At 44.8% G+C, this 20,553-nt stretch carries 20 protein-coding genes; 18 read left to right on the top strand and 2 right to left on the bottom strand.

Annotation, left to right across the window (positions count from 1 at the left end; all coding sequences use genetic code 11):
- Nucleotides 1–9 precede the first annotated feature (9 nt).
- The 11 genes from K339_RS32495 to K339_RS0104070 all read left to right on the top strand — a co-directional run bounded on the left by K339_RS32495 (nucleotide 10) and on the right by K339_RS0104070 (nucleotide 11,417).
- Nucleotides 10–771, top strand: coding sequence for a 5'-nucleotidase C-terminal domain-containing protein (locus K339_RS32495; protein ID WP_051397794.1), 762 nt, complete (start codon nucleotides 10–12; stop codon nucleotides 769–771).
- A gap of 39 nt (nucleotides 772–810) precedes the next feature.
- The gene (locus tag K339_RS0104120) at nucleotides 811–1,731 is read left to right on the top strand and encodes a bifunctional metallophosphatase/5'-nucleotidase (protein WP_028522485.1); all 921 of its coding nucleotides are present in this window, start codon (nucleotides 811–813) and stop codon (nucleotides 1,729–1,731) included.
- Nucleotides 1,732–2,028: 297 nt separating this feature from the next.
- On the top strand, nucleotides 2,029–3,474 hold the full coding sequence (locus tag K339_RS0104115; protein ID WP_028522484.1) for an arginine deiminase family protein: 1,446 nt from the start codon (nucleotides 2,029–2,031) through the stop codon (nucleotides 3,472–3,474).
- Between the two features lie 116 nt (nucleotides 3,475–3,590).
- On the top strand, nucleotides 3,591–4,520 hold the full coding sequence (gene ctlX, locus K339_RS0104110; RefSeq protein ID WP_028522483.1) for a citrulline utilization hydrolase CtlX: 930 nt from the start codon (nucleotides 3,591–3,593) through the stop codon (nucleotides 4,518–4,520).
- Between the two features lie 37 nt (nucleotides 4,521–4,557).
- Entirely contained in the window at nucleotides 4,558–5,892 is a 1,335-nt protein-coding gene (locus K339_RS0104105; RefSeq protein WP_028522482.1) for a DEAD/DEAH box helicase, read from the top strand.
- A 286-nt stretch (nucleotides 5,893–6,178) separates the two neighbouring features.
- Nucleotides 6,179–6,883 (top strand): ABC transporter ATP-binding protein, encoded by a 705-nt coding sequence (locus K339_RS0104095; RefSeq protein WP_028522481.1) that lies wholly within the window; start codon nucleotides 6,179–6,181, stop codon nucleotides 6,881–6,883.
- Nucleotides 6,884–6,885: 2 nt separating this feature from the next.
- Nucleotides 6,886–7,683, top strand: a complete 798-nt coding sequence (locus tag K339_RS0104090) for a hypothetical protein (protein ID WP_028522480.1) — start codon at nucleotides 6,886–6,888, stop codon at nucleotides 7,681–7,683.
- 32 nt (nucleotides 7,684–7,715) lie between these two features.
- Nucleotides 7,716–8,525, top strand: a complete 810-nt coding sequence (locus K339_RS0104085; protein WP_028522479.1) for a hypothetical protein — start codon at nucleotides 7,716–7,718, stop codon at nucleotides 8,523–8,525.
- 5 nt (nucleotides 8,526–8,530) lie between these two features.
- A complete protein-coding gene (locus K339_RS0104080) occupies nucleotides 8,531–8,893 on the top strand; it encodes a GntR family transcriptional regulator (protein ID WP_028522478.1) in 363 nt (120 codons plus the stop codon).
- Complete coding sequence (locus K339_RS0104075) at nucleotides 8,880–9,542, top strand: hypothetical protein (RefSeq protein ID WP_028522477.1); 663 nt, start codon at nucleotides 8,880–8,882, stop codon at nucleotides 9,540–9,542. Before K339_RS0104080 ends, K339_RS0104075 begins: the two co-directional genes overlap by 14 nt.
- 252 nt (nucleotides 9,543–9,794) lie before the next feature.
- Nucleotides 9,795–11,417 (top strand): GMC family oxidoreductase, encoded by a 1,623-nt coding sequence (locus K339_RS0104070; RefSeq protein ID WP_028522476.1) that lies wholly within the window; start codon nucleotides 9,795–9,797, stop codon nucleotides 11,415–11,417.
- A 131-nt stretch (nucleotides 11,418–11,548) separates the two neighbouring features.
- Here the strand turns inward: K339_RS0104070 and K339_RS32490 are convergent, their stop codons facing one another.
- On the bottom strand, nucleotides 11,549–12,703 hold the full coding sequence (locus tag K339_RS32490; RefSeq protein WP_084332104.1) for a 2-isopropylmalate synthase: 1,155 nt from the start codon (nucleotides 12,701–12,703) through the stop codon (nucleotides 11,549–11,551).
- 357 nt (nucleotides 12,704–13,060) lie between these two features.
- Here K339_RS32490 and K339_RS0104060 point away from each other — a divergent pair, with 357 nt between their 5' ends.
- The 6 genes from K339_RS0104060 to K339_RS0104030 all read left to right on the top strand — a co-directional run bounded on the left by K339_RS0104060 (nucleotide 13,061) and on the right by K339_RS0104030 (nucleotide 18,164).
- Nucleotides 13,061–13,951: a glycerophosphodiester phosphodiesterase family protein gene (locus K339_RS0104060; protein WP_374754607.1), complete on the top strand. Its 891-nt coding sequence runs from the start codon at nucleotides 13,061–13,063 to the stop codon at nucleotides 13,949–13,951.
- An 80-nt stretch (nucleotides 13,952–14,031) separates the two neighbouring features.
- On the top strand, nucleotides 14,032–15,561 hold the full coding sequence (locus tag K339_RS0104055; protein ID WP_037299196.1) for a GH3 auxin-responsive promoter family protein: 1,530 nt from the start codon (nucleotides 14,032–14,034) through the stop codon (nucleotides 15,559–15,561).
- A gap of 155 nt (nucleotides 15,562–15,716) precedes the next feature.
- The gene (locus K339_RS0104045; RefSeq protein WP_028522473.1) at nucleotides 15,717–16,298 is read left to right on the top strand and encodes a LemA family protein; all 582 of its coding nucleotides are present in this window, start codon (nucleotides 15,717–15,719) and stop codon (nucleotides 16,296–16,298) included.
- A 106-nt stretch (nucleotides 16,299–16,404) separates the two neighbouring features.
- Nucleotides 16,405–16,836, top strand: a complete 432-nt coding sequence (locus K339_RS0104040; RefSeq protein ID WP_028522472.1) for a TPM domain-containing protein — start codon at nucleotides 16,405–16,407, stop codon at nucleotides 16,834–16,836.
- A 10-nt stretch (nucleotides 16,837–16,846) separates the two neighbouring features.
- The gene (locus K339_RS0104035; protein ID WP_028522471.1) at nucleotides 16,847–17,617 is read left to right on the top strand and encodes a TPM domain-containing protein; all 771 of its coding nucleotides are present in this window, start codon (nucleotides 16,847–16,849) and stop codon (nucleotides 17,615–17,617) included.
- 106 nt (nucleotides 17,618–17,723) lie between these two features.
- Complete coding sequence (locus K339_RS0104030; RefSeq protein ID WP_028522470.1) at nucleotides 17,724–18,164, top strand: NUDIX domain-containing protein; 441 nt, start codon at nucleotides 17,724–17,726, stop codon at nucleotides 18,162–18,164.
- Here K339_RS0104030 and K339_RS32485 read toward each other — a convergent pair.
- Nucleotides 18,108–19,523 carry a high affinity choline transporter 1 gene (locus K339_RS32485; RefSeq protein ID WP_051397793.1) on the bottom strand — a complete coding sequence of 472 codons (1,416 nt, stop codon included), beginning with the start codon at nucleotides 19,521–19,523 and terminating at the stop codon, nucleotides 18,108–18,110. The genes K339_RS0104030 and K339_RS32485 overlap by 57 nt on opposite strands.
- 297 nt (nucleotides 19,524–19,820) lie before the next feature.
- Here K339_RS32485 and K339_RS0104020 point away from each other — a divergent pair, with 297 nt between their 5' ends.
- The gene (locus K339_RS0104020; RefSeq protein WP_028522469.1) at nucleotides 19,821–20,552 is read left to right on the top strand and encodes an esterase family protein; all 732 of its coding nucleotides are present in this window, start codon (nucleotides 19,821–19,823) and stop codon (nucleotides 20,550–20,552) included.
- Nucleotide 20,553 lies beyond the last annotated feature (1 nt).

The raw sequence follows: 20,553 nt of genomic DNA, 5'->3' as shown, positions 1-20,553 counted from the left end.
ACAAAAACCATGAGAAAAATTGTATTGCCTTTGGCGCTGCTTGCCCTTTCTTTAGGAGCTTGTACGCGCTATTTTGTAGGAAAACCCGTGAAACTTCAGCCGATTGCCATCAGTGACACCGTCACTGCGCCGTCTTCGGCTTTGTCACAAACGGTGGATAAGTACCTCAAACCTTACCACGACAGTTTGGATGCCCAAATGACGGCAGTGCTGACGACTTCACCCCGTCGGCTGACCAAAGGAACACCTGAATCAGAACTGGGAAATTTGATGGCAGATCTTTTTCGGGAAATGGGACAAGAACGTTTTGGTAAACCCATTGACGTGGCCGTGACCAACAACGGAGGAATTCGGACAGACTTGCCGCAAGGAAATATTACCCTTGGAAAAGTATATGAAGTGATGCCGTTTGACAACGATTTAGTGGTGCTTACGCTTTCGGGCGCAACCATGCAGAAAGTAATTGACTTTTTGGCACAACGCAAGGAGCCTCAGTCGGGGCTAAAACTTGTTGTTGACAAGGCGACCAACAAACCCAAAGAAGTGCTGATTGGTGGAAAACCGCTTAATACGGAGCAAACTTATACACTGATTACAAGCGACTATATGGCAATGAGTAGCGACCTAGCACCCATCGTAAAAAATAACCAGGGATATAAAGCGCTCAACTACCTCATGCGCGATGCGATGGCGGATTATTTGCGGCGCAAAGGAAAACAAGGTCAGGCGATTGACCCTAAAAAAGACGGCAGAACAACCGTCGTTGAGTAAGTAGTCACATTTGAACCAACTTGTTGCTTTATCATTATCATGCAAAGACGTATATTTCTTCAACATATTTTTGGGGCTACAGGAGCTGTAGCGTTGGGTACACTTTCCTTTGAAACTTGGGCTTCGCCGTTGGCAAAAGAAGTTAAAATCACTATTTTACATACCAACGACCAGCACAGCCGCTTGGAGCCATTTCCCAAGGGCGACCGTATGGCGGGGCGCGGTGGCGTGGTGAATCGGGCGCGAATTTTGAGCAAAATTCGTTCGGAAGAACAGAACGTGTTGCTTTTTGATGCGGGCGATATTTTTCAAGGAACGCCTTATTTTAACTTCTACAAAGGTCGCCCAGAAATCGAACTGATGAGCCAAATGGGCTACGATGCCGTGACAATGGGCAACCACGATTTTGACGGCGGACTTGACTTGTACGTGAACCAAATTAAGGCGTATGCCAAGTTCCCTGTCTTGGTGGCCAATTACGATTTTACGGGGACTTCAATGGAAGGCTTGGCACAGCCGTACAAAATTTTTAACGTTCAGGGTGTAAAAGTTGGCGTGTTTGGGATTGGAATTAGCCCCGATGGCCTGATTCCGCAAAAGTTGTTTGGTGGAACGAAATACCTCGACCCCGTAAAAACCGCCAACGAAACCGCCGCGATGCTCCGCAACGAAAAGAAATGTAGTTTGGTGGTTTGTCTTTCGCATTTGGGATATAAAATGGATGGCGGCGAAATGTCGGACTTGCTGATGGCGCCGCAAACCAAAGACATTGACGTGATTATTGGGGGACACACGCATACGTTCTTAAACGAACCTACAATACTTAAAAATCAAGCAGGAAAGTCGGTGATTATCAACCAAGCGGGCTGGGGCGGTGCAAGCCTTGGACGTTTGGATTTTAGATTTGACCGCGTTTCTAAAAAAGTCTATTTCGAAAGCCAAGCCGTACCTGTTCAATAACGGTGTCTCGGGTATTCATTCGTGCAGCGGGATGCTCATGATAGTGCAGCGGGTTGCTCACAACCCGCTGTTTGCTTACAACCCGCTGTTTAGTCAAAATGACTTAGTAAGTTGAAATAAAGTAAATTATTTCTCCAAAAATTAGATTTTTGCGTCTTTTTGCCTTGATAATCTTTTGTTTTAGGTCAAAAATGTATTTTGCGAAAAAACAAAAAATACCCCAGGTTATTGAGCCTCTTTACTCATTGTGGTGTGCTCGCCTTTGACTTTCTCAATGACCTTAACCGATTTTTCCTAATGAAATCCGATAACCAACTCAGCGTATCGTCCGAGGTAGGGACGCTTCGTAGATTACTGATTCACAGCCCCGATCGTGGTTTGGGTAAAGTTGTTCCTTCTAAAGCGCAGGACTGGCTTTTTGAAGACATCGTTCACCTCGACACCATGCGCCGCGAAGAGTATGATTATTATGTTAAAATTTTGCTCTATTTTCTTGACCCTGAAAAAGTTAGAGGAAAAATAAAAGAGATAGATGCCGACCCTGAGCGTTTGTTTTATAAACCAGGAAGTACTGCTTATTTTAACTCAGATAAGGTTGTAGATATTCAGAAATTATTGGCAGAAATCCTTGAAGACGACGCGATTCGGGTAAAACTCATTGCTTCGATTTGTGCCGTTGAACGTTGTTCATTCAAAATCCAAGATAAACTCAAGGAGTACGACCCTACTGAATTGGCCAAAATCTTGATTTCGGGTTCGTTGCCTGATCTTTACATGATTTTTGCACCGTTGCCCAACTTCATCTTCACGCGTGACATCGGAATTGTCATCAATGACCACGTATTGCTCAACAAACCCGCCAAAGCTGCGCGAACACGAGAATCGTTGTTGACCCAATACATCTTTTTTTACCATCCGCAGTTTGAAGGTTGTCGCAATAATATCATCGAAATCCCCGACAATGAGCACCATTTTTTGTTGACCGAAGACGAGCTTAAAAGTGACTACCACCGCTCCACGCTGGAAGGAGGCGATGTAATGATGGTAGCGCCACGGCATTTGTTGATTGGATGCAGCGAGCGCACGACGCTCTACGCCGCGCAGCAAGTGATGAAATTGCTTTTTGAGCGCAATGTAGTTGATACCATCACCATCGTAAAAATCCCCAAAAAACGGGATTATATGCACATTGACACCGTTTTTACGCAAGTAAAACGCAATGTTTGGGTGCTATTAGGCTCGATTGCTCGCCAAGGCGACGAAGCCAAAAAACGGGATGTCCTTCACTTTTTTGCCCCGAAAGAAGACCCCGACCGCTTGCAAATTATGCAATTCAACAAAGGCTGGGAAAACAAGCCTACGGAGATTGAAAACTTAGAAGATTTGTTGACCGACATCAGTAAAAACGATTTAGGCTGCAACGAACCTGTCGAATTTATCTATTCGGGAAACAATGAATTTCCGTTTGGTGCCCGCGAACAGTGGACGGATTCGTGCAATTTGTTGGCGCTTAAAGACGGCGTAGTGATTGGTTACGATCGCAACGACAAAACCCTTGAGGCATTTCGTGCCAAAGGCTTCCGAACGGTACGGGCCAAAGATTTATTGGAAGAATTTGAGGCAGGCATTGCATCGCCCGAAACCCTCCAGAATACATTCATTATGCTGCCTTCTGCCGAGCTTTCACGGGCGAGAGGCGGTTCGCACTGCATGAGTTTGCCCATTTTGCGCGACGGATTTTAAGCACTTGGTCTTTTTAATTCATTGGCTTTATCATTAACTTTAGGGTAAAATCAAGCACGTTATACAATTATTTTCCTAAAAATCAGCAACTAGAAATGAGTAGTATGTCGTACAAAATGCAACCTCAAGCCACCACGCACATTATGATGATTCGGCCTGTGCGTTTTGGGTTTAATGAAGAAACGGCCGAAAGCAACGCGTTTCAAGACGCCACTTTGGCTGCTAAAACCAAAGACAGTGCGCAAGAAGATGCCCTAGCTGAGTTTGAAAACATGGTAGCACAACTCACTGCGGCAGGTGTGAATGTGATTACGTACGACGATACGCCTGAACCTTATACGCCCGACTCCATTTTTCCGAACAACTGGATTTCATTCCATCAAAGCGGTAAGGTGATTTTGTACCCAATGCAAGCCGAAAATCGCCGTTTGGAGCGTCGTATGGACATTGTTGAGGGGCTGAAAGAACATTTTCAAGTGGATGAAATCATTGATTTGACCCATTTTGAAAAGGAAGGAAAGTTCTTGGAAGGAACTGGAAGTATGGTGCTCGACCGCCGTTATAAGATGGCGTACGCCTGCCTTTCGCCGCGTACGCATCCCGAAGTTTTGGACGCATTTTCGGAAGCTACGGGCTTTAGCATCGTGAAATTTAACGCGGCCGATGCCAACGGAAAAGCTGTGTACCATACCAACGTCGTTATGTGCATAGGCGATGCGTTTGCCGTAGTTTGCTTGCAAGCCATCACCGACCCCGACGAGCGATTGTACGTGCGCGAAGAGCTTGAAAAAACGGGAAAACAAGTAATAGAAATTACGCTGGAGCAAATGAACAGCTTCGCGGGAAATATGTTATTGGTATATAACAAACGGGGCGAAAAACTCCTCGTGATGTCCACGCAAGCTTTTGAGTCATTGACTGTCAAACAGCGTGATGAACTCGATGATTACGCCGTGCTGCTTCACTCCGATTTGTCGATTATCGAAAGAAATGGGGGTGGTTCTGCCCGCTGCATGATGGCCGAAGTGCATCTTACTGAGAAATAAGTCGTACCTTTGTGGCTTATTACGATGAATAAGCCACATGAAGTTTGACGAACTAAATCTGAACAAATCCCTGTTGAAATCCCTTGATGACTTGGGTTTTACGACGGCCACAACCATCCAATCGAAGGTTTTTCCAGTGGTCATGTCAGGGAAAGACGTATATGGAATTGCACAAACAGGTACGGGAAAAACCTTCGCGTATTTGTTACCATGCTTGCGTCTGTTTCAGTTTTCCAAAGAGAAATCTCCGCAATTAGTGATATTAGTTCCCACCCGTGAGTTGGTGGTGCAGGTCGTGGAGTCGGTAAAACAACTGACGACCTACATGAACCTGCTCGTAGTGGGTGTGTATGGGGGCGTAAATTTTAAACCCCAAGTCGCTGAGGTGTCCAACGGCGTTGATATTCTGGTGGCTACGCCAGGTCGATTGGTTGATTTGTTGTCGAGCGGCGTAGTGAAACCCAAAAGCGTGAAGCGATTGGTGCTCGACGAAGCCGACGAAATGCTCAACTTAGGGTTTCGGGCGCAGTTAAAATTGATTTTAGATACGCTGCCCGAACGCCGCCAAAACCTGCTTTTTTCGGCTACCATTACCGACGAAGTAGAGGCGTTGATGAACAGCTACTTTGAAAGCCCCGTGCGGGTAGAGGCCACTCCTGTCGGAACGCCTTTGGATAATATCTACCAAACGGCCTACGACGTTCCCAATTTTTATACCAAAATCAATTTGTTGACATTGCTCTTTGGGCACGATCCTGACATGACAAAAGTGTTGGTGTTTGTGGCGACAAAGCAACTGGCCGAGTTGGTATATAACGAATTGTCGGTGGAATTTGGCGAAGAATTAAGCGTTATTCACTCCAACAAAGCCCAAAATCAGCGTTTTGAGGCCGTGAATCGCTTTGAAAAAGGCGAAGCACGTATTTTGGTCGCTACCGACGTGATTGCCCGTGGTTTGGACATTGCCGAAGTGTCGCACGTCATTAATTTTGACATGCCAGAGTTTCCCGAAACCTACATTCACCGCATTGGTCGTACAGGTCGGGTGGACAAAAAAGGCGTGGCCATTAGCTTCGTTACGGAAAACGAGAAAGAACAACAGTTGGAGGTGGAAGTGCTAATGCAGCAGGAAATTCCAATGCGGCCATTGCCCAAACACCTCGAAATTTCGGATGAACTGATTGAGGAGGAGAAGCCCAAACAGATGATGAAACTTCCGCAAGTCAAGATTGCATTGAGCGAATCGTTTGGTGGTGCATTTCATGACAAATCGGAGAAAAATAAAAAAGTGAACGTGCGCCGTGACCACGCCAAAGAAATGATGAAAAAGTACGGCAAGCCCATCAGAAAAACACGCCCTAACAACGGGTAATTGGGGGCGTCGGAGACGCTGGGCCGTTGGAGTCCCAAATGGAATTTGGGACCAGCTCACCAGCTGCGCTGGACGCTTCGCACGTGCTTCTGGTTGCTCACAACCAGATGTTTGCGGCGAGTATTTTGAGGACGTATTCGCTGGTTGCTCACAACCAGAAGGTTTTTAAAATTGCTCACAACCAGAAGATTTAAAAAAAATTAAGCCTCTCTATTGACATGTATGGAGAGGTTTTTATATGTTTGTGGCGTATTAGTTAAATAGTACACTAAATCTCAAACACTCCATGATACATTTAGACGCTATTTCGTTCAGCTATGAAAAGAAATCCCTGTTTTCGGGGTTAACAATGCACTTGCAGCCAGGACATATTTATGGACTTTTGGGGGCAAACGGTGTGGGAAAAACGACCTTACTCAAAATACTGGCAGGATTGGTTTTTCCCAAAGGAGGCAGGTGTAACGTATTGGAGCACGAGCCCCGTCACCGCAAGCCTTCCTTTATGAGTCAGCTGTATTTTGTGGCCGATGAGCCTCATTTGCCGCACACAACAGCGGCGCGGTATGCAGATACCTACGGTGTTTTTTATCCAAATTTTGACAAGTCGCTGTTTCTAGATTACCTAAAGGAGTTTCACGTCCCAGCGGAACAAGTCTTTTCTAAACTGTCGTTTGGACAACGTAAAAAGGTCGTCATTAGCTTTGCGTTGGCGACCAACGTTCCCTTGGTTTTGATGGATGAACCTACCAATGGTTTAGACATCCCTTCAAAAAGTACCTTCCGAAAATTGGTAGCGGGGGCAATGACCGATGAACGTTGCCTCGTGATTTCGACCCACCAAGTGCGCGATTTGGATAGCTTGATAGACGCCGTTTTGATTCTTCATCAGGGCAAAATCGTTTATAACGAAGACCTCAATGCCTTAGCCGATAAGGCCACCGCACAGCCTAATCTCGAAAATTTGTTCCAAGAAGTTATTCAATTTCACTAACCATGAGCGATGTGTTTAATATTCGTCGATTTGGGTGGTATGCCCAAAGGGAGTTTCGAGAAAACTGGAAAGCTTATGCGTTGGGTTTGGTGGGAATGATGGCCTTGATGGCTTATTTTATTTATTCGGAAGGTAGTAAAATACCAGAAAAATATCGAGAGATTCCCATAGATATTTTTCCTTCATTGATCATAACAATGGGTCCGTTGGTCTGGGTAAGCAGTGTATTTAGCCTGAAAGGGTTCTCGCAAACTAATGAGCGGTTGAGGACATTGCTATTGCCCGTGTCCAACCTTGAGCGTTGGCTATATGCGTGGTTAGTATCGGTTCCAATCCCGATGCTTATTTGCTTCGTTGTTTGGAAACTCAGCTGGTTGCTAGTTATCGAGCAATGGCGGCAAGACATCCCTAACTTGTCAATCAACACTGATTTAGCCTACTGGAACGGAGGCTCCTACTTTTCCATTTTTACTTTGACGGGTTCGGCCGTGTTTATGCTGGGAGCCATGACTTTGGGAAAACTCAATTTCCTGAAAACAATAGGGATTTTACTGCTTTCGGGGCTTGTCATTCTCAAATGGGGGCAAGGGTATTTACTGCGTGCTTTATTTCCTGCCGAAGGGCTACCTACACCAGCTCCTTGGGTAGCTCCTACGATTACAGTACGAAGTGAAGCAGGGATTACCATAGAGCGGATTCATTCTCTGTATGAAAACATCTACCAAGGCTGGTGGGTACTGTGTTTGCCGATTTGTTTGTACGTCATCGTGTTTCTAAAAATGAAGGAACGAGAAGTGTAAGGTCTCTTTAAAACAAGTTTATCTCATTGATTATGAATGATATATTTAACATTCGCCGTTTTGGGTGGTATGCCCGAAAACAATTTCGTGAAAACTGGAAAGTGTATGCGCTGTTTACGGTAGGTATTGTATTGATGCAGTTGGTATTCATTTATTTAATGTGTGAGCCGTTGCGGAATAAATCCTATTATAACAAACTAAATAGCTACACAATGAACACTTTTACTTCACTTTTTAACGCTGTTGCAATAACTGCTTGGATAGTGGGGAGCTATGCCTTTCATTTGTTCCCGTCGTCTTCTAAAACAATATCGTCTTTGACATTGCCTGTTTCAACTTTTGAAAGGTTTAGTTTTGCGTGGCTCCTTACTATTCCAGTGGGTTTCTTAGTGGTAGTGACAGTGTGGCGAGTCACGTGGTTTTTAGTAACTCCAACTATCATAGATGTCTTTCCTAAAGTGATGATTGACTATGACAATATATATCAAAACGTCCTTAATTCGATAACTGTGATTTGGATTTTTGCCTTTTCAGGAATTTTTATGGTAGGAGCAATGATGTTTAAACAATATAGTTTTTTAAAGATTCTTGGTCTTGGATTGGCAGGGGTGGTGATTCTTTATATTGTTGAAGAATGGGTATTAAGTGCTTTGTTAGATAATCAATCTGTGCTCAAAATTCCTTATCCGGGTTATACCTTTTTAAATGTGACTACTGAGTCGAAGCTTCATCTTGCTTTTTATTCCACTTTTGATTCGGTTTATAAAATTTGGTGGGTGGGGTGTTTGCCTGTCATTTTGTGGGTAGCTACGTACTTGAAAATCAAAGAAAAAGAAGTTTAACAGCCATGAATTTTCATAACCAAATCCCGATTTATCTGCAAATCGCCGAGCACATCGGCGAGCAGATTTTGACCCAGCGCTGGAAACCCGATGACAAGATTCCGTCGATTCGAGAATTGGCCGTGCAATTGGAGGTAAATCCTAACACGGTGCAGCGTACGTACGATTTTTTACAAACGCAGGAGGTAATTTTTACCAAACGTGGATTGGGCTATTTTGTGACCCCCAACGGCGAACAAAATTACCTCAATTGGCGGAAAGAGACCTTTATCCAGAACGAATTACCGATTTTTTTCAAACAAATTCGCTTATTAAAAATGAGTTTTGAAGAACTCGAAAAACGATTTTACGAACATGAAAACATCTAATAAATTGCTAAGTGCGACGGTCGTTATCACGTTGGTTGTTCAGGCACTTTTAGTATTTGGGTACAAAAGTGCCTATCTGGAGCAATTGACTGCCAAACAAGAAAAGGCGCATACAATTTTTCGCACTTTTAATAAGGAACAGGCATCAACTAAAGTGTTGATAGCCAGAGGTATTCGCTTTGTATTACATTTGGGAGGAGAGAAAGAAGGATTCCGCCACGATTACCGACGAATAGGTTTTAGTTATAGTAAAAAAGGAGATACCCTCGAAATCTTGGCTGGAACAGGGCGAGATGATAACGTCGATTTTTGTGAATTGTATTTTTCCGAAATGCCCGCGATTGAGTTGTATAATTCAAATGTGACCATCGTTACTACCAAGCCAATGGAGGCATCGTTGTTGATTAAGAAAAATAGCGTGTGTGCGTTAGAAAAAGGAACGTGGAACAATGTAAACGCTCAGGTAGAAGACATTTCAAAACTACGATTGGTAGAAGGCAGCGAAATCAATAATTTGACGGTCAGTTTGGCGGGCAAAGCTGGGCTAGAGGACGCAGGTACAGTGGTGAAAAAAATTCGTTTGGCTACGCAATCAGACAGTAGCGAAGTAACCCTTTCGGGTAAAGTTTGGAAGAATTTACAAAAATAGCTGTTGGCGTCGGAGACGCTGGGCCGTTGGGGTCCCAAATGGAATTTGGGACCAGCGCGCAGGTGCATCTGGTTGCTCACAACCAGATGTAGATGTTTACGGCGAGTATTTTGAGGACGTATTCGCTGGTTGTGAGCAACCAGCCACACGCGCAGGTGCATCTGGTTGCTTACAACCAGATGAGAGAAAGTGATTTGTGAAAAACCAATAAAAAACAGTACATTTCCTGAAAAATAAACCCTTTTCACGGAAATGACATTCGATTACATCATCATCGGGGCAGGCTCGGCGGGTTGTGTGTTGGCGCATCGCCTTTCGGCAAATCCAGCAATCCAAGTATTGTTGTTAGAAGCAGGAGGGCCTGACAAAAAAATGGAAATTCATATTCCTGCGGCCTATTCTAAACTCAATCGCACCGAAGTCGATTGGGGATTTGAAACCGAGCCACAACCGCACGTACTCAATCGAAAAATGTATTTACCGCGTGGGAAAGCCTTGGGAGGAAGTAGCTCTACCAACGCCATGGCGTACGTGAGAGGCAACCGCGCCGACTATGACCAATGGGCAGCGATGGGCAACGAAGGCTGGAGCTACCAAGATGTACTGCCCTATTTTAAAAAATCGGAACACAACGAGCAGATTCACAACGAGTACCACGGGCAGGGCGGCCCGCTCAATGTGACCTATGCGACGGGCTATCGAACTCCTGTGGCGGAAGCGTTTGTCAAAGCTTGTGCCGAAAAAGGCATTCCCGAAAATCTCGATTACAACGGAGCCGAACAAGCAGGAACGAGTTTGTTTCAGTTTACCATCAAAGACCAAAAACGATGGAGTACGGCAACGGCGTTTTTGAAACCTAGTTTGCAACGTTCCAACCTGAAAGTCATCACCTTTGCGCATACAACACACATCATTTTGGACAATGACCGTGCGGTAGGCGTGGAGTTTTTGACGGGAAAAAATACCACCGAAAAAGCATTTGCCAACAAAGAAATCATCCTGTCGGCGGGAGCGTTTAATTCTCCCCAAATTTTGATGTTGTCGGGAATTGGCGACAAGGATGAATTAAAAAAACACGGAATCCAAGCTAAAAAGCACTTGCCAGGGGTGGGTAAAAACTTACAAGACCACTTATTTACGGGGGTGAGTGCTTTGGCCAATGTCCCTACTGCCAACGATTATTTATCCGTTTGGGGTCAAGTAAAGGGATTGGCGCAGTACGTGTTTATGAAAAAAGGGCCGATGACGATTAGTCCGCTGGAAGCCAATGCCTTTACCAAAATTCATTCGGGCCCTGACCCTGTCGATTTTCAGTTTCATTTTGCGCCAGTTCACATGGGCAACGACGGGAAAGCCGATTTTTACAACATTGAGACCTTTCCGCATACCAGTGGTTTTACCATTTTACCGACGCTCCTCAAGCCCAAAAGTGTTGGTTATGTGGGGCTTCATTCGTCAAATCCGTTGGATGCGCCACTTATAGACCCACGTTTCTTATCGGAAGAAGAAGACGTGGTAACGCTGTTGAAAGGCACCAAAAAAGCGCTGGAAATTATGGATGCCAAGGCATTTGATGTGGTGAGAAAGGAAGTAATTCTTCCGCTTCAACGTAGCTCCGACGAGGCACTTATTTTACACATCAAAACGTTGCTAGAGACGGTATATCACCCCATTGGTACGTGCAAAATGGGCAATGACGAAATGGCCGTAGTCGATAGTAAATTGCGGGTACACGGCATTGAAGGGCTTCGAGTGGCAGACGCCTCCATCATGCCCCGAATCATTGCAGGGAACACCAATGCCGCCTGCATTATGATTGGCGAAAAAGCCGCTGATTTGATTTTGGACGATGTAGTTTTGTTGGGAAACACATAGTTCACAATAGAATTTTTCACAATAGGTACATAGCTCTCATGTTTTCTATGTGTTTTAGAAAAAAACAAACCCCCGCAAAGAGATTCTGCGGGGGGTTTATGAATAGTTGGCCAGATAAATAGATAACGTACTTACGCCACTACTATCTCACGAGCAAGCTCTACCAAATCTTTATCGTTTACTTCTTTTTTGATGTCAGCTACGTCCAAGAACTGCTTGTAAATAACGTCCAATGTTGGTTTGTCAAAAGTATAACCCAACAATTCTAAACGGTGCTTCAACGCGTGGCGACCGCTACGAGCCGTCAAGACAATCATAGATTTATCTACGCCTACGTCGTTAGGGCTCATGATTTCATAGTTCAAGGTATGTTTCAAGAAACCATCTTGGTGAATACCCGAAGAGTGCGCAAACGCGTTACGCCCCACAATCGCCTTGTTAGCTTGGATAGGCATCCGCATCATTTTTGACACCAACTGACTGGTAGGGAAAAGCAATTGAGTATTGATGCCCGTTTCGTACCCCAATTCTTTGTGTACGTTGAGCGCCATCACTACCTCTTCCAACGACGTATTACCAGCCCGTTCGCCAATTCCGTTCATCGTTACTTCCACCTGACGTGCTCCGTTCATGATACCAGCCAAAGAGTTGGCTGTTGCCAAACCAAGGTCATTGTGGCAGTGAATCGAGATGGTAGCAAGGTGAGCGTTTGAGGTATTTTCAAAAATATACTTGATTTTGTCGCCGTATTCATTAGGCAAACAATAGCCAGTTGTATCTGGGATATTTACTACCGTAGCGCCTGCTTTGATTACTGACTCTACTAAATGTGCCAAAAAAGCCACATCTGCACGTCCCGCATCTTCACAATAAAACTCCACATCCTCCACGTACGACTTAGCGTGTTTTACGGCACCAATCGCTTGTTCTACGATTTTCTCACGCGTGCTGTTAAATTTGTGCTGAATGTGAATATCGGACGAACCAAGTCCCGTGTGAATCCGTCCGCGTTGAGCATACTTGAGGGCTTCTCCAGCGGCATCAATATCCCCTTTTACGGCGCGTGAAAGGGCGCAAATAACAGGCTGACGAACAGCTTTTGAAATTTCTACCACCGAACGAAAATCACCAGGGCTCGAAACAGGAAAACCCGCTTCGATGATATCAACACCCAGTTTTTCGAGTTGTTGTGCTACCACAATCTTTTCATCGGTTGTCAATTGGCAGCCAGGCACTTGCTCGCCGTCCCGCAACGTGGTGTCGAAAATTTGGACTTTTTGGCTCATTGTGTGTAAAGGGAAATTATAAATTGGTTAGATTTCGACTTTTGGGATTTTTATTCACAAAAAACCCTTTCTCAACGTGAGAAAGGGCCTTTTTACTACAAAGGTTTCCTTTCTCACATGACGTGTGTGAGGAGAAGACCGAGCATATTATTAGGTTGTAATGTCATAAATTGTGTTGCGAATTTTCGCTGTACGCGTATTTCTTCTACAAAAATAGCGGAATAATTTTTTGGTGCAAAAAGTTTTCAAAAAAAATGTAGCGGTATATAAATTTTGTTCTTGTAGTAGATTTTCCTATTTTTCTACAAATAAAGCAGAAATACCTAGTTTTGTAAAAGACATCCGTTCCCGAATCAGATGAAACCCCGCTTTTTGTTTATTTTTCTCCTAACTATTGGTATGGAAGTTACCTTTGCCCAAACGCCACTTTTCAATTGGCAAGGCCACCGTGGCTGCCGTGGATTGATGCCCGAAAACACCATTCCTGCGTTTCTGAAAGCACTCGACTACGGAGTGAATACCTTAGAATTGGATGTCGTTATTTCTAAAGATAAGAAAGTAGTCGTTTCGCACGATCCTTATTTTCATCCTGATTTTTCGATAAAGCCCGATGGTACGCCCGTGCCAAAAAGTCCCAAAATTGTGTTGTACGACCTCAATTACGACGAAATCAAACGCTACGATGTGGGAAGTAATGGTAATGCGAATTTTCCTGAACAACAAAAACAGAAAACGTATAAGCCGCTTTTAAGCGAGATGATTGAGGCCGTGGAGGCGTACCGAGTTAAAAACAAACTGCCACTTTTTTTGTACAACATCGAAATCAAGAGTGAAGAAAAAGAATACGATAAGTCGCAGCCACAACCTGCGGAGTTTTCGGATTTGGTCTATCAAGAAATCATGGCTCAATTGCCACCCGAACGGGTTGTTCTCCAAAGTTTTGATTTTAACGTTTTAAAACATTGGAAAAAACAAATCGACGCGGGCAAGTACAAAAAAGTAGCCTTGTCGGCGCTGGTAGCCAATGCTAAAGGGATTGAAAAAAACATCGAAGATTTAGGGTTTACCCCCGAAATTTACAGCCCTTACTATTTATTACTTTCGACGGAGCGGGTACAACAGCTCCACAAGATGGGAATGCAAGTGGTGCCTTGGACGGTAAATACTGCCGAAGAAATGCGCAAAGTGAAGGCCATGGGCGTGGATGGCATCATTACCGACTACCCCAATCGCATCCCTAAATCCTGATTTTTACCAAAACCCATTAGGAGGGTAGTGTATGATTCATTGCTTTTATTTATGTTTGACAAAATAAAACCCGATTTTCTGTGTCTCTACTGAACGACATAATGGTCTTTTTTATGAAGCGTCGTGCCGAGCGTATCGAACACTTCAAGGCGAATCCCATCGAGGTTCAGTACAAAGTATTCCACGATTTGCTGGAAGCGTCTCGCTATACTGATTGGGGGCGAAAGTACCGCTATGATTCGATTCAAACCATCAAACAATACCAAGAACGCGTACCGATTTCGAGCTACGAAGACTTGTATCCGTCGATTGAACGGGTGTTGCACGGCGACCAAAACGTCCTTTGGCCGTCGGATGTAGAATGGTTTTCAAAATCGTCGGGAACGACCAATGCCCGCAGCAAATATTTGCCCATCACGCCCGAATCGTTGGAAGAATGCCATTACCGAGGTGGCCGCGACGTGATGACGTTGTACGCCCAAAACCGCCCGGGCACGTTGGTTTTTGAAGGAAAAGGGTTGTCGATTGGTGGAAGTTTGCACGATAACCCCTTCAACAGCGAGGGCGGAATGGTAGGCGACGTATCGGCGGTGATTATGAAGAATTTACCCGCGTGGGCCGATTACATTCGCACGCCACCCATCGAAATTGCTTTGATGGACAAATGGGAAGAGAAGTTGGTCAAGATGGCTGAAATTTGTGGTAACGAAAACGTCACCAGTATATTGGGCGTACCGACTTGGACGATTGTACTGCTCGACCGCATCATGGAAGAACGTGGAGCGCAGCACATGCTCGATATATGGCCTAATTTTGAGGTGTTTATCCACGGAGCTGTCGCCTTTCAGCCTTACCGTGAGCTGTTTATGAAAAAATATTTTCCGAGCGACAAAGTAACCTACATGGAAACTTACAATGCTTCGGAAGGCTTTTTTGCGGTGCAAGACGACCTTGCCCACCCAGGCGAAATGCTGTTGATGCTCGATTATGGTATTTTTTACGAATTTGTACCTGTAGAAGAATGGGACAAACCGCATCCCAAAGCCGTTACGCTGGATGAAGTGGAGTTGGATAAAAACTACGCGCTCATTATTTCGACCAACAGTGGTTTGTGGCGCTATCAGATTGGTGATACCATTAAGTTTACCTCAAAATATCCTTTCCGTATAAAAATTAGCGGCCGTACCAAGCACTTTATCAACGCTTTTGGAGAGGAAGTCATCATCGAAAACGCCGACGAAGCCGTTACGTTTGCTTGTGAAAACACGGGAGCCGTGATCAATGACTACACCGCAGGGCCCGTCTATATGGACGATGGCAGTAAAGGTCGCCACGAATGGGTGATTGAGTTTAGTACTCCGCCGTCTCACTGGCAGAAGTTTTGTCACTTGCTGGACAAACGCCTTCGGGAAGTGAACTCAGACTACGATGCCAAGCGTTATCAAGACCTTGCACTGTTGGCGCCGCTCATGCACAATGTTCCGTCGGGCACATTTTATGAATGGATGGGACGTAGAGGAAAATTAGGCGGCCAAAATAAAGTACCACGCTTGAGCAATTCGCGGGAGTACTTAGAAGGAATTTTACAAATGGTGTATCAAATGGAGTAAATAAACCGAATGTAAATCCAAAAACTAGGCTTGGTCATTTTTTTGAAACGTAAAAAGCCTATTTTGCCACGAAAACAAACCATCGGTGTAAATAGTCCACCAGAAATTTTAGAATTACACAACTTTGCAACCGTTAACTAAAACCTAACAAAACCATGTCAAAAACCACATTAATTGTCATTGTCGTCCTTGCCATTTTTGGAATGTACGGCTGTAGTACTTACAATGGCCTCGTGAGCAAAGACGAAACTGTCAACAATGCTTGGGCCAACGTACAAAGCGCCTACCAACGCCGTGCCGATTTGATTCCTAACTTAGTAAATACGGTCAAAGGAGCCGCTGATTTTGAAAAAAGCACGCTTACCGCAGTGATTGAAGCGCGTTCAAAAGCTACCTCTATCCAGTTGAAGCCTGATGAATTGACTCCTGAAAATATGCAAAAGTTTCAGGCAGCTCAAGACCAATTGAGCGGGTCACTTTCGCGCCTTTTGGTATCGGTAGAGCAGTATCCACAACTAAAAGCCAACCAAAACTTCTTGGAATTGCAGGCGCAGTTGGAAGGCACCGAAAACCGTATCAAGGTAGAGCGTGACCGTTTCAATGAAGTTGTAAAAGGCTATAACCAATCGGTACGTACGTTCCCTGCCAACATTTTTGCTGGTATGTTTGGCTTTGCGCAAAAGGGCTATTTTGAAGCCTCTCAAGCAGCTCAAACGGCACCTACGGTGAAGTTCTAATTTCGTTTCTTCCGAAAGATTTAACAATCTTCCCGAAAGTTCCGAAACTTTCGGGAAGGTATGTTTCCCAACCGTAAACTTGTAAACTCTAAACCGTACATTGTTCATGTCTCTTCTTTTGACTCCTTCCCAACAAGAGCAAGTAGTAGCGGCGATTCGTTCGGCGGAACTGGTAACTTCGGGCGAAGTACGTGTTCATATTGAGACCAATTGCCTCGAAAGTGATGTCATCGAACGTGCCAAGCAAGTCTTTGCGGATCTTGGAATGCACCGTACCGATTTGAAAAACGGGGTGCTGTTCTATTTGGCAACAGACGACCGAAAGTTTGCCGTGCTGGGTGACAAAGGCATCAACGAACGCGTTCCTGATAACTTCTGGAACAATGTGCGCGATACAATGCGAGCTCATTTCAAAAAAAATGAATTTGCCGAAGGTCTCAGTCAAGGGATTCAGTTGGCAGGTGAGCAACTGAAAACGTTTTTCCCTCGCCAAGCAAACGACATCAACGAACTCTCCGACGATATTTCGTTCGGGTAACTTTTTTCCAATGCGTCATTTCTTTTCTCTTTTGCTGATAACCTTGTGTACCATTCGTGTTTGGGCACAAGATATTCCCGAACCGATGAACCCACGGCGTTTGGTTAACGACTACGCTGGTATGTTAAACGGTACAGAACGTGAAACCCTCGAACAAAAACTGCGGGTTTTTAATGATTCCACTTCGACCCAAATTACGGTGGTGATTGTGAAATCAACGTCGCCGTATCCGCCAGGCGATTATGCGTTTGAGCTGGGACGACGCTGGGGAGTTGGACAAAAAGACAAAGACAATGGGGTAGTGTTGTTGTGGGCGTCTGACGACCGCAAGATTTTTATTGCTACGGGCCGAGGCATTGAAGGTGCTTTACCCGATGCAATTGCCAAACGGATTATTTCGACGGTTATATCCCCTGAATTTAAACAAAAGATGTATTACCGTGGCCTTGACCGAGGAACGGATGAAATCATCAAATACACAGTGGGAGAATATAAATCGGACGGCACCGAGGGCGGCGATGGAGAGTTTCCCTTGGGTGTTATTATTTTCCTAATCATCATTGTTATCATTATTATCATCATCATTTCCAAAGCCAATAAAGGTGGCGGTGGCGGTGGTTTGAGCCGACGCGGCGGCGGTTGGTATCCCTACACAACCTACACGGGCTGGGGGAGCTCGTCGGGCAACTGGGGCAACAGCGGCGGTGGTGGCGGAGGTTCAAGCTTTGGTGGTTTTGGCGGGGGAGATTTTGGCGGTGGGGGCGCTGGAGGAGATTATTAGGAATGACGAGTGAGGAAGTGCAGAATGTCGAATAAAACCGTCTATCGAAAAAAATAACTGTGTTTTCGGTTGCTCAAAACCGAAAGAATACCCAAAAAAAGTCCTTATGAAAGTACGGCCTGCGGCGCTTATTATTGAAAATAACCATTTGCTTTTGCTGCGCTATAACTACAGCGGCAACGACGTATTTGCTTTGCCTGGTGGTAACCCCGACCGTGGCGAAACCCTCCCGCAGACGATTGAACGTGAATTAAGCGAAGAATTGGGCATTGAGGTAGAAGTTCAGGGAATGCTTTTTTCGGGAGAGGTACTGTTACCACACCAAAAAGATGATGTGCTTCATGTGATTTTTGGGGCTCAAATCATCGGAGGAATCCCGCGACTCAACCCCAACGAGACGACGGCCTTGGAAATTTGTTGGAAACCTCTCAAGGTTTTACACCAATTAAATTTGTACCCCAACGTTGGGCAATACATTCAAGATGGATTACTAGGCAGTCCCCCGCATCCCTACATCGGGCAAATCAACCAGCCTTTTTTTAGTTAACAAGGACCCAACAAGCATTCCTAACAAGCTTGCGGCTGTTCCGTAGAGAATGGCAGGAAACGTCGTATGCCACACAAATGCGCACACCACCCAAACGACTAACCCGAGTATCATTGAGGCCATACATCCTACAGCATTAGCGCGTTTCCAATAAAGCCCAAAAGTGAGCGGTACAAAAAGAGAGACCAAACTAAAGGCCGACGATTCTCCCACTAATTCAAAAATATCCTGCCGTGTTTGTGCCATCCAAATAGAAGCAAACGTCACGAAAACAACGCCTAAGCGAATGACAAGCAAAAGGCGGGTGTCAGATAGGTTAGGAAGATAGGGCTTGACAAGGTTTTCGCCCAATACTGCCGCAGGAGCCAAAATAGCCCCACTACTCGTACTCAATAAAGCCGAAATCAACGCGCCAAAAAACAGAATTTGAATCCACAACGGCGCGTGTTGAAGCACCATATTGGGGATGATGAGGGAAGTGTCTCCGTTCATCAATTCAGGATAAAGCGTTTTGGCCGCCAAGGCAATAAACAAAGGTAAAAGTGCCACCGTCAAATAAAGTCCTCCTGCAAAAATCGAAGACTTTACGGCGGTATCGGCATCTTTGGAAGCCATAACGCGCTGAAAAATATCTTGTTGGGGAATGGAGCCTAGGCCTACCGTAATCCAAGCCGCAACGTATTCGGCGTAGCTTTGCAAACTCATTTCTTTGGGGGTAATGCGGAAAAAATCGGCAGGCTGTTGGTTGGTGACGGGCGTGATTCCTCCAGTTTTGGAAAAGAGAATAATGGCCAAAATGATGAGCCCAAAAATCAAGATGATATTGTGTAAAAAGTCGGTAATAGACACTGACCACATCCCGCCCATGAACGTGTAGAACATAACGAGGATGGCGCCAACCCAGATGCCAGTGCTCAACGGCAGCCCAAACACCACTTGCCCAACGATGCCCATGGCGACAAACTGAGCAGCAATCCAACCAAAATAAGAAGGGATAATCATCACGGCAGAAACAAACTCTGACGTCCTGCCAAAACGCATCAAGAAAAAATCACAAAAAGTAATGATGTTCCAACGATAAAAAGTTCGAGCAAAAAATATACCGACAAGTATCAAACATAATGCTGCACCGAAAGGCTCTTCAATGACATTTAAGAAACCGCCTTCGATAAATTCTTTGGGGGCACCCATCATGGTTTCTGAGCCAAACCAGGTCGCAAAGGTAACCATAGTCGCCAATCCCATTGGTAAACGGCGTCCTGCCAATACAAAATCTTGGGTGCTATGTACGCGCCGAGAGGCCCAAAAACCGACGGCGACGTTGATGAGAAGATATATACCAATGGAAAAAATAAGCATAAATTAAGCAATGGAGTGAAGAGAGTACCAATTTGGGAACATAAACTGGTTTTTGCAAAACATTTTTCTTTCAAAAAATGCAACGCAGGTAACCACATAGCTCACATAGTTTTGTTTCACATAGAACACAGAGGTATATTCCTCTATTTTCTATGTGGTGCTTATTCTATTGTGCTCTATGTGTTTTAGAATGAATACCAGTTGGTAATTTTGTCAGGAATACGTAATTTAGATGAGACAACCTTAAAAGGGAACAAAATCAAGTCAGAAATTAAAACAAACGACTAAGGTCTGAATATGCAACGTTTTTTAGATAGATGGCATAGCCCATCGCTCAATAAGCACATGGAAATCGCGGTGTATGGTCATTACGGGTTCGCGCTATTGATGATTCCAACAGCCGCCGCTGATTACCTCGAATACGAACGTTTTCAACTCATTGATACGATTGCAAAACCAATCAACGAAGGGAAAGTGAAAGTTTTTTCGGTCAATAGTATCAATACTGAAAGTTGGTTAAACAATCACATGAGCGGACGCGACAAAGCCGTGCGTCATCAACAGTTCAACGACTATATTTTCAACGAAGTAATCCCTTACATCAAGAGCCAAACAAGTCCCGATACTCCCATTATTGCAGCAGGGGCATCGTTTGGGGCATTGCACTCGGCCAATATGTTCTTTCGTCGTCCTGATTTAATCAATGGGGTGATTGCCATGAGTGGGTGCTATGATCTAACGGCTTATACCAAAGGTCATTACGACGATAATGTCTATTTCAACTCACCTGTTCATTACCTTCGCAACCTTTCGGACGAAGCTTATTTGGCAAAATACCGCGCGAGTAACCACATCCACATCGTCACAGGCTCGGGCAGTTACGAAGACCCTGATTCATCACGTTACCTTTCGAGCGTGTTGAACTCCAAAAATATCCCGCATGAGTTAGACGTTTGGGGGCAAGACATTCCGCACGATTGGCCTTCATGGCGAAAAATGTTACCCTATTACCTCGAAACTCGCTTCTAAC

It is taken from the genome of Runella limosa DSM 17973 (genome assembly GCF_000482465.1).
GTDB lineage: Bacteria > Bacteroidota > Bacteroidia > Cytophagales > Spirosomataceae > Runella > Runella limosa.
The sequence above is the reverse complement of the archived record's forward strand: the minus strand, read 5'-3'. Positions and strand labels throughout refer to the sequence as shown.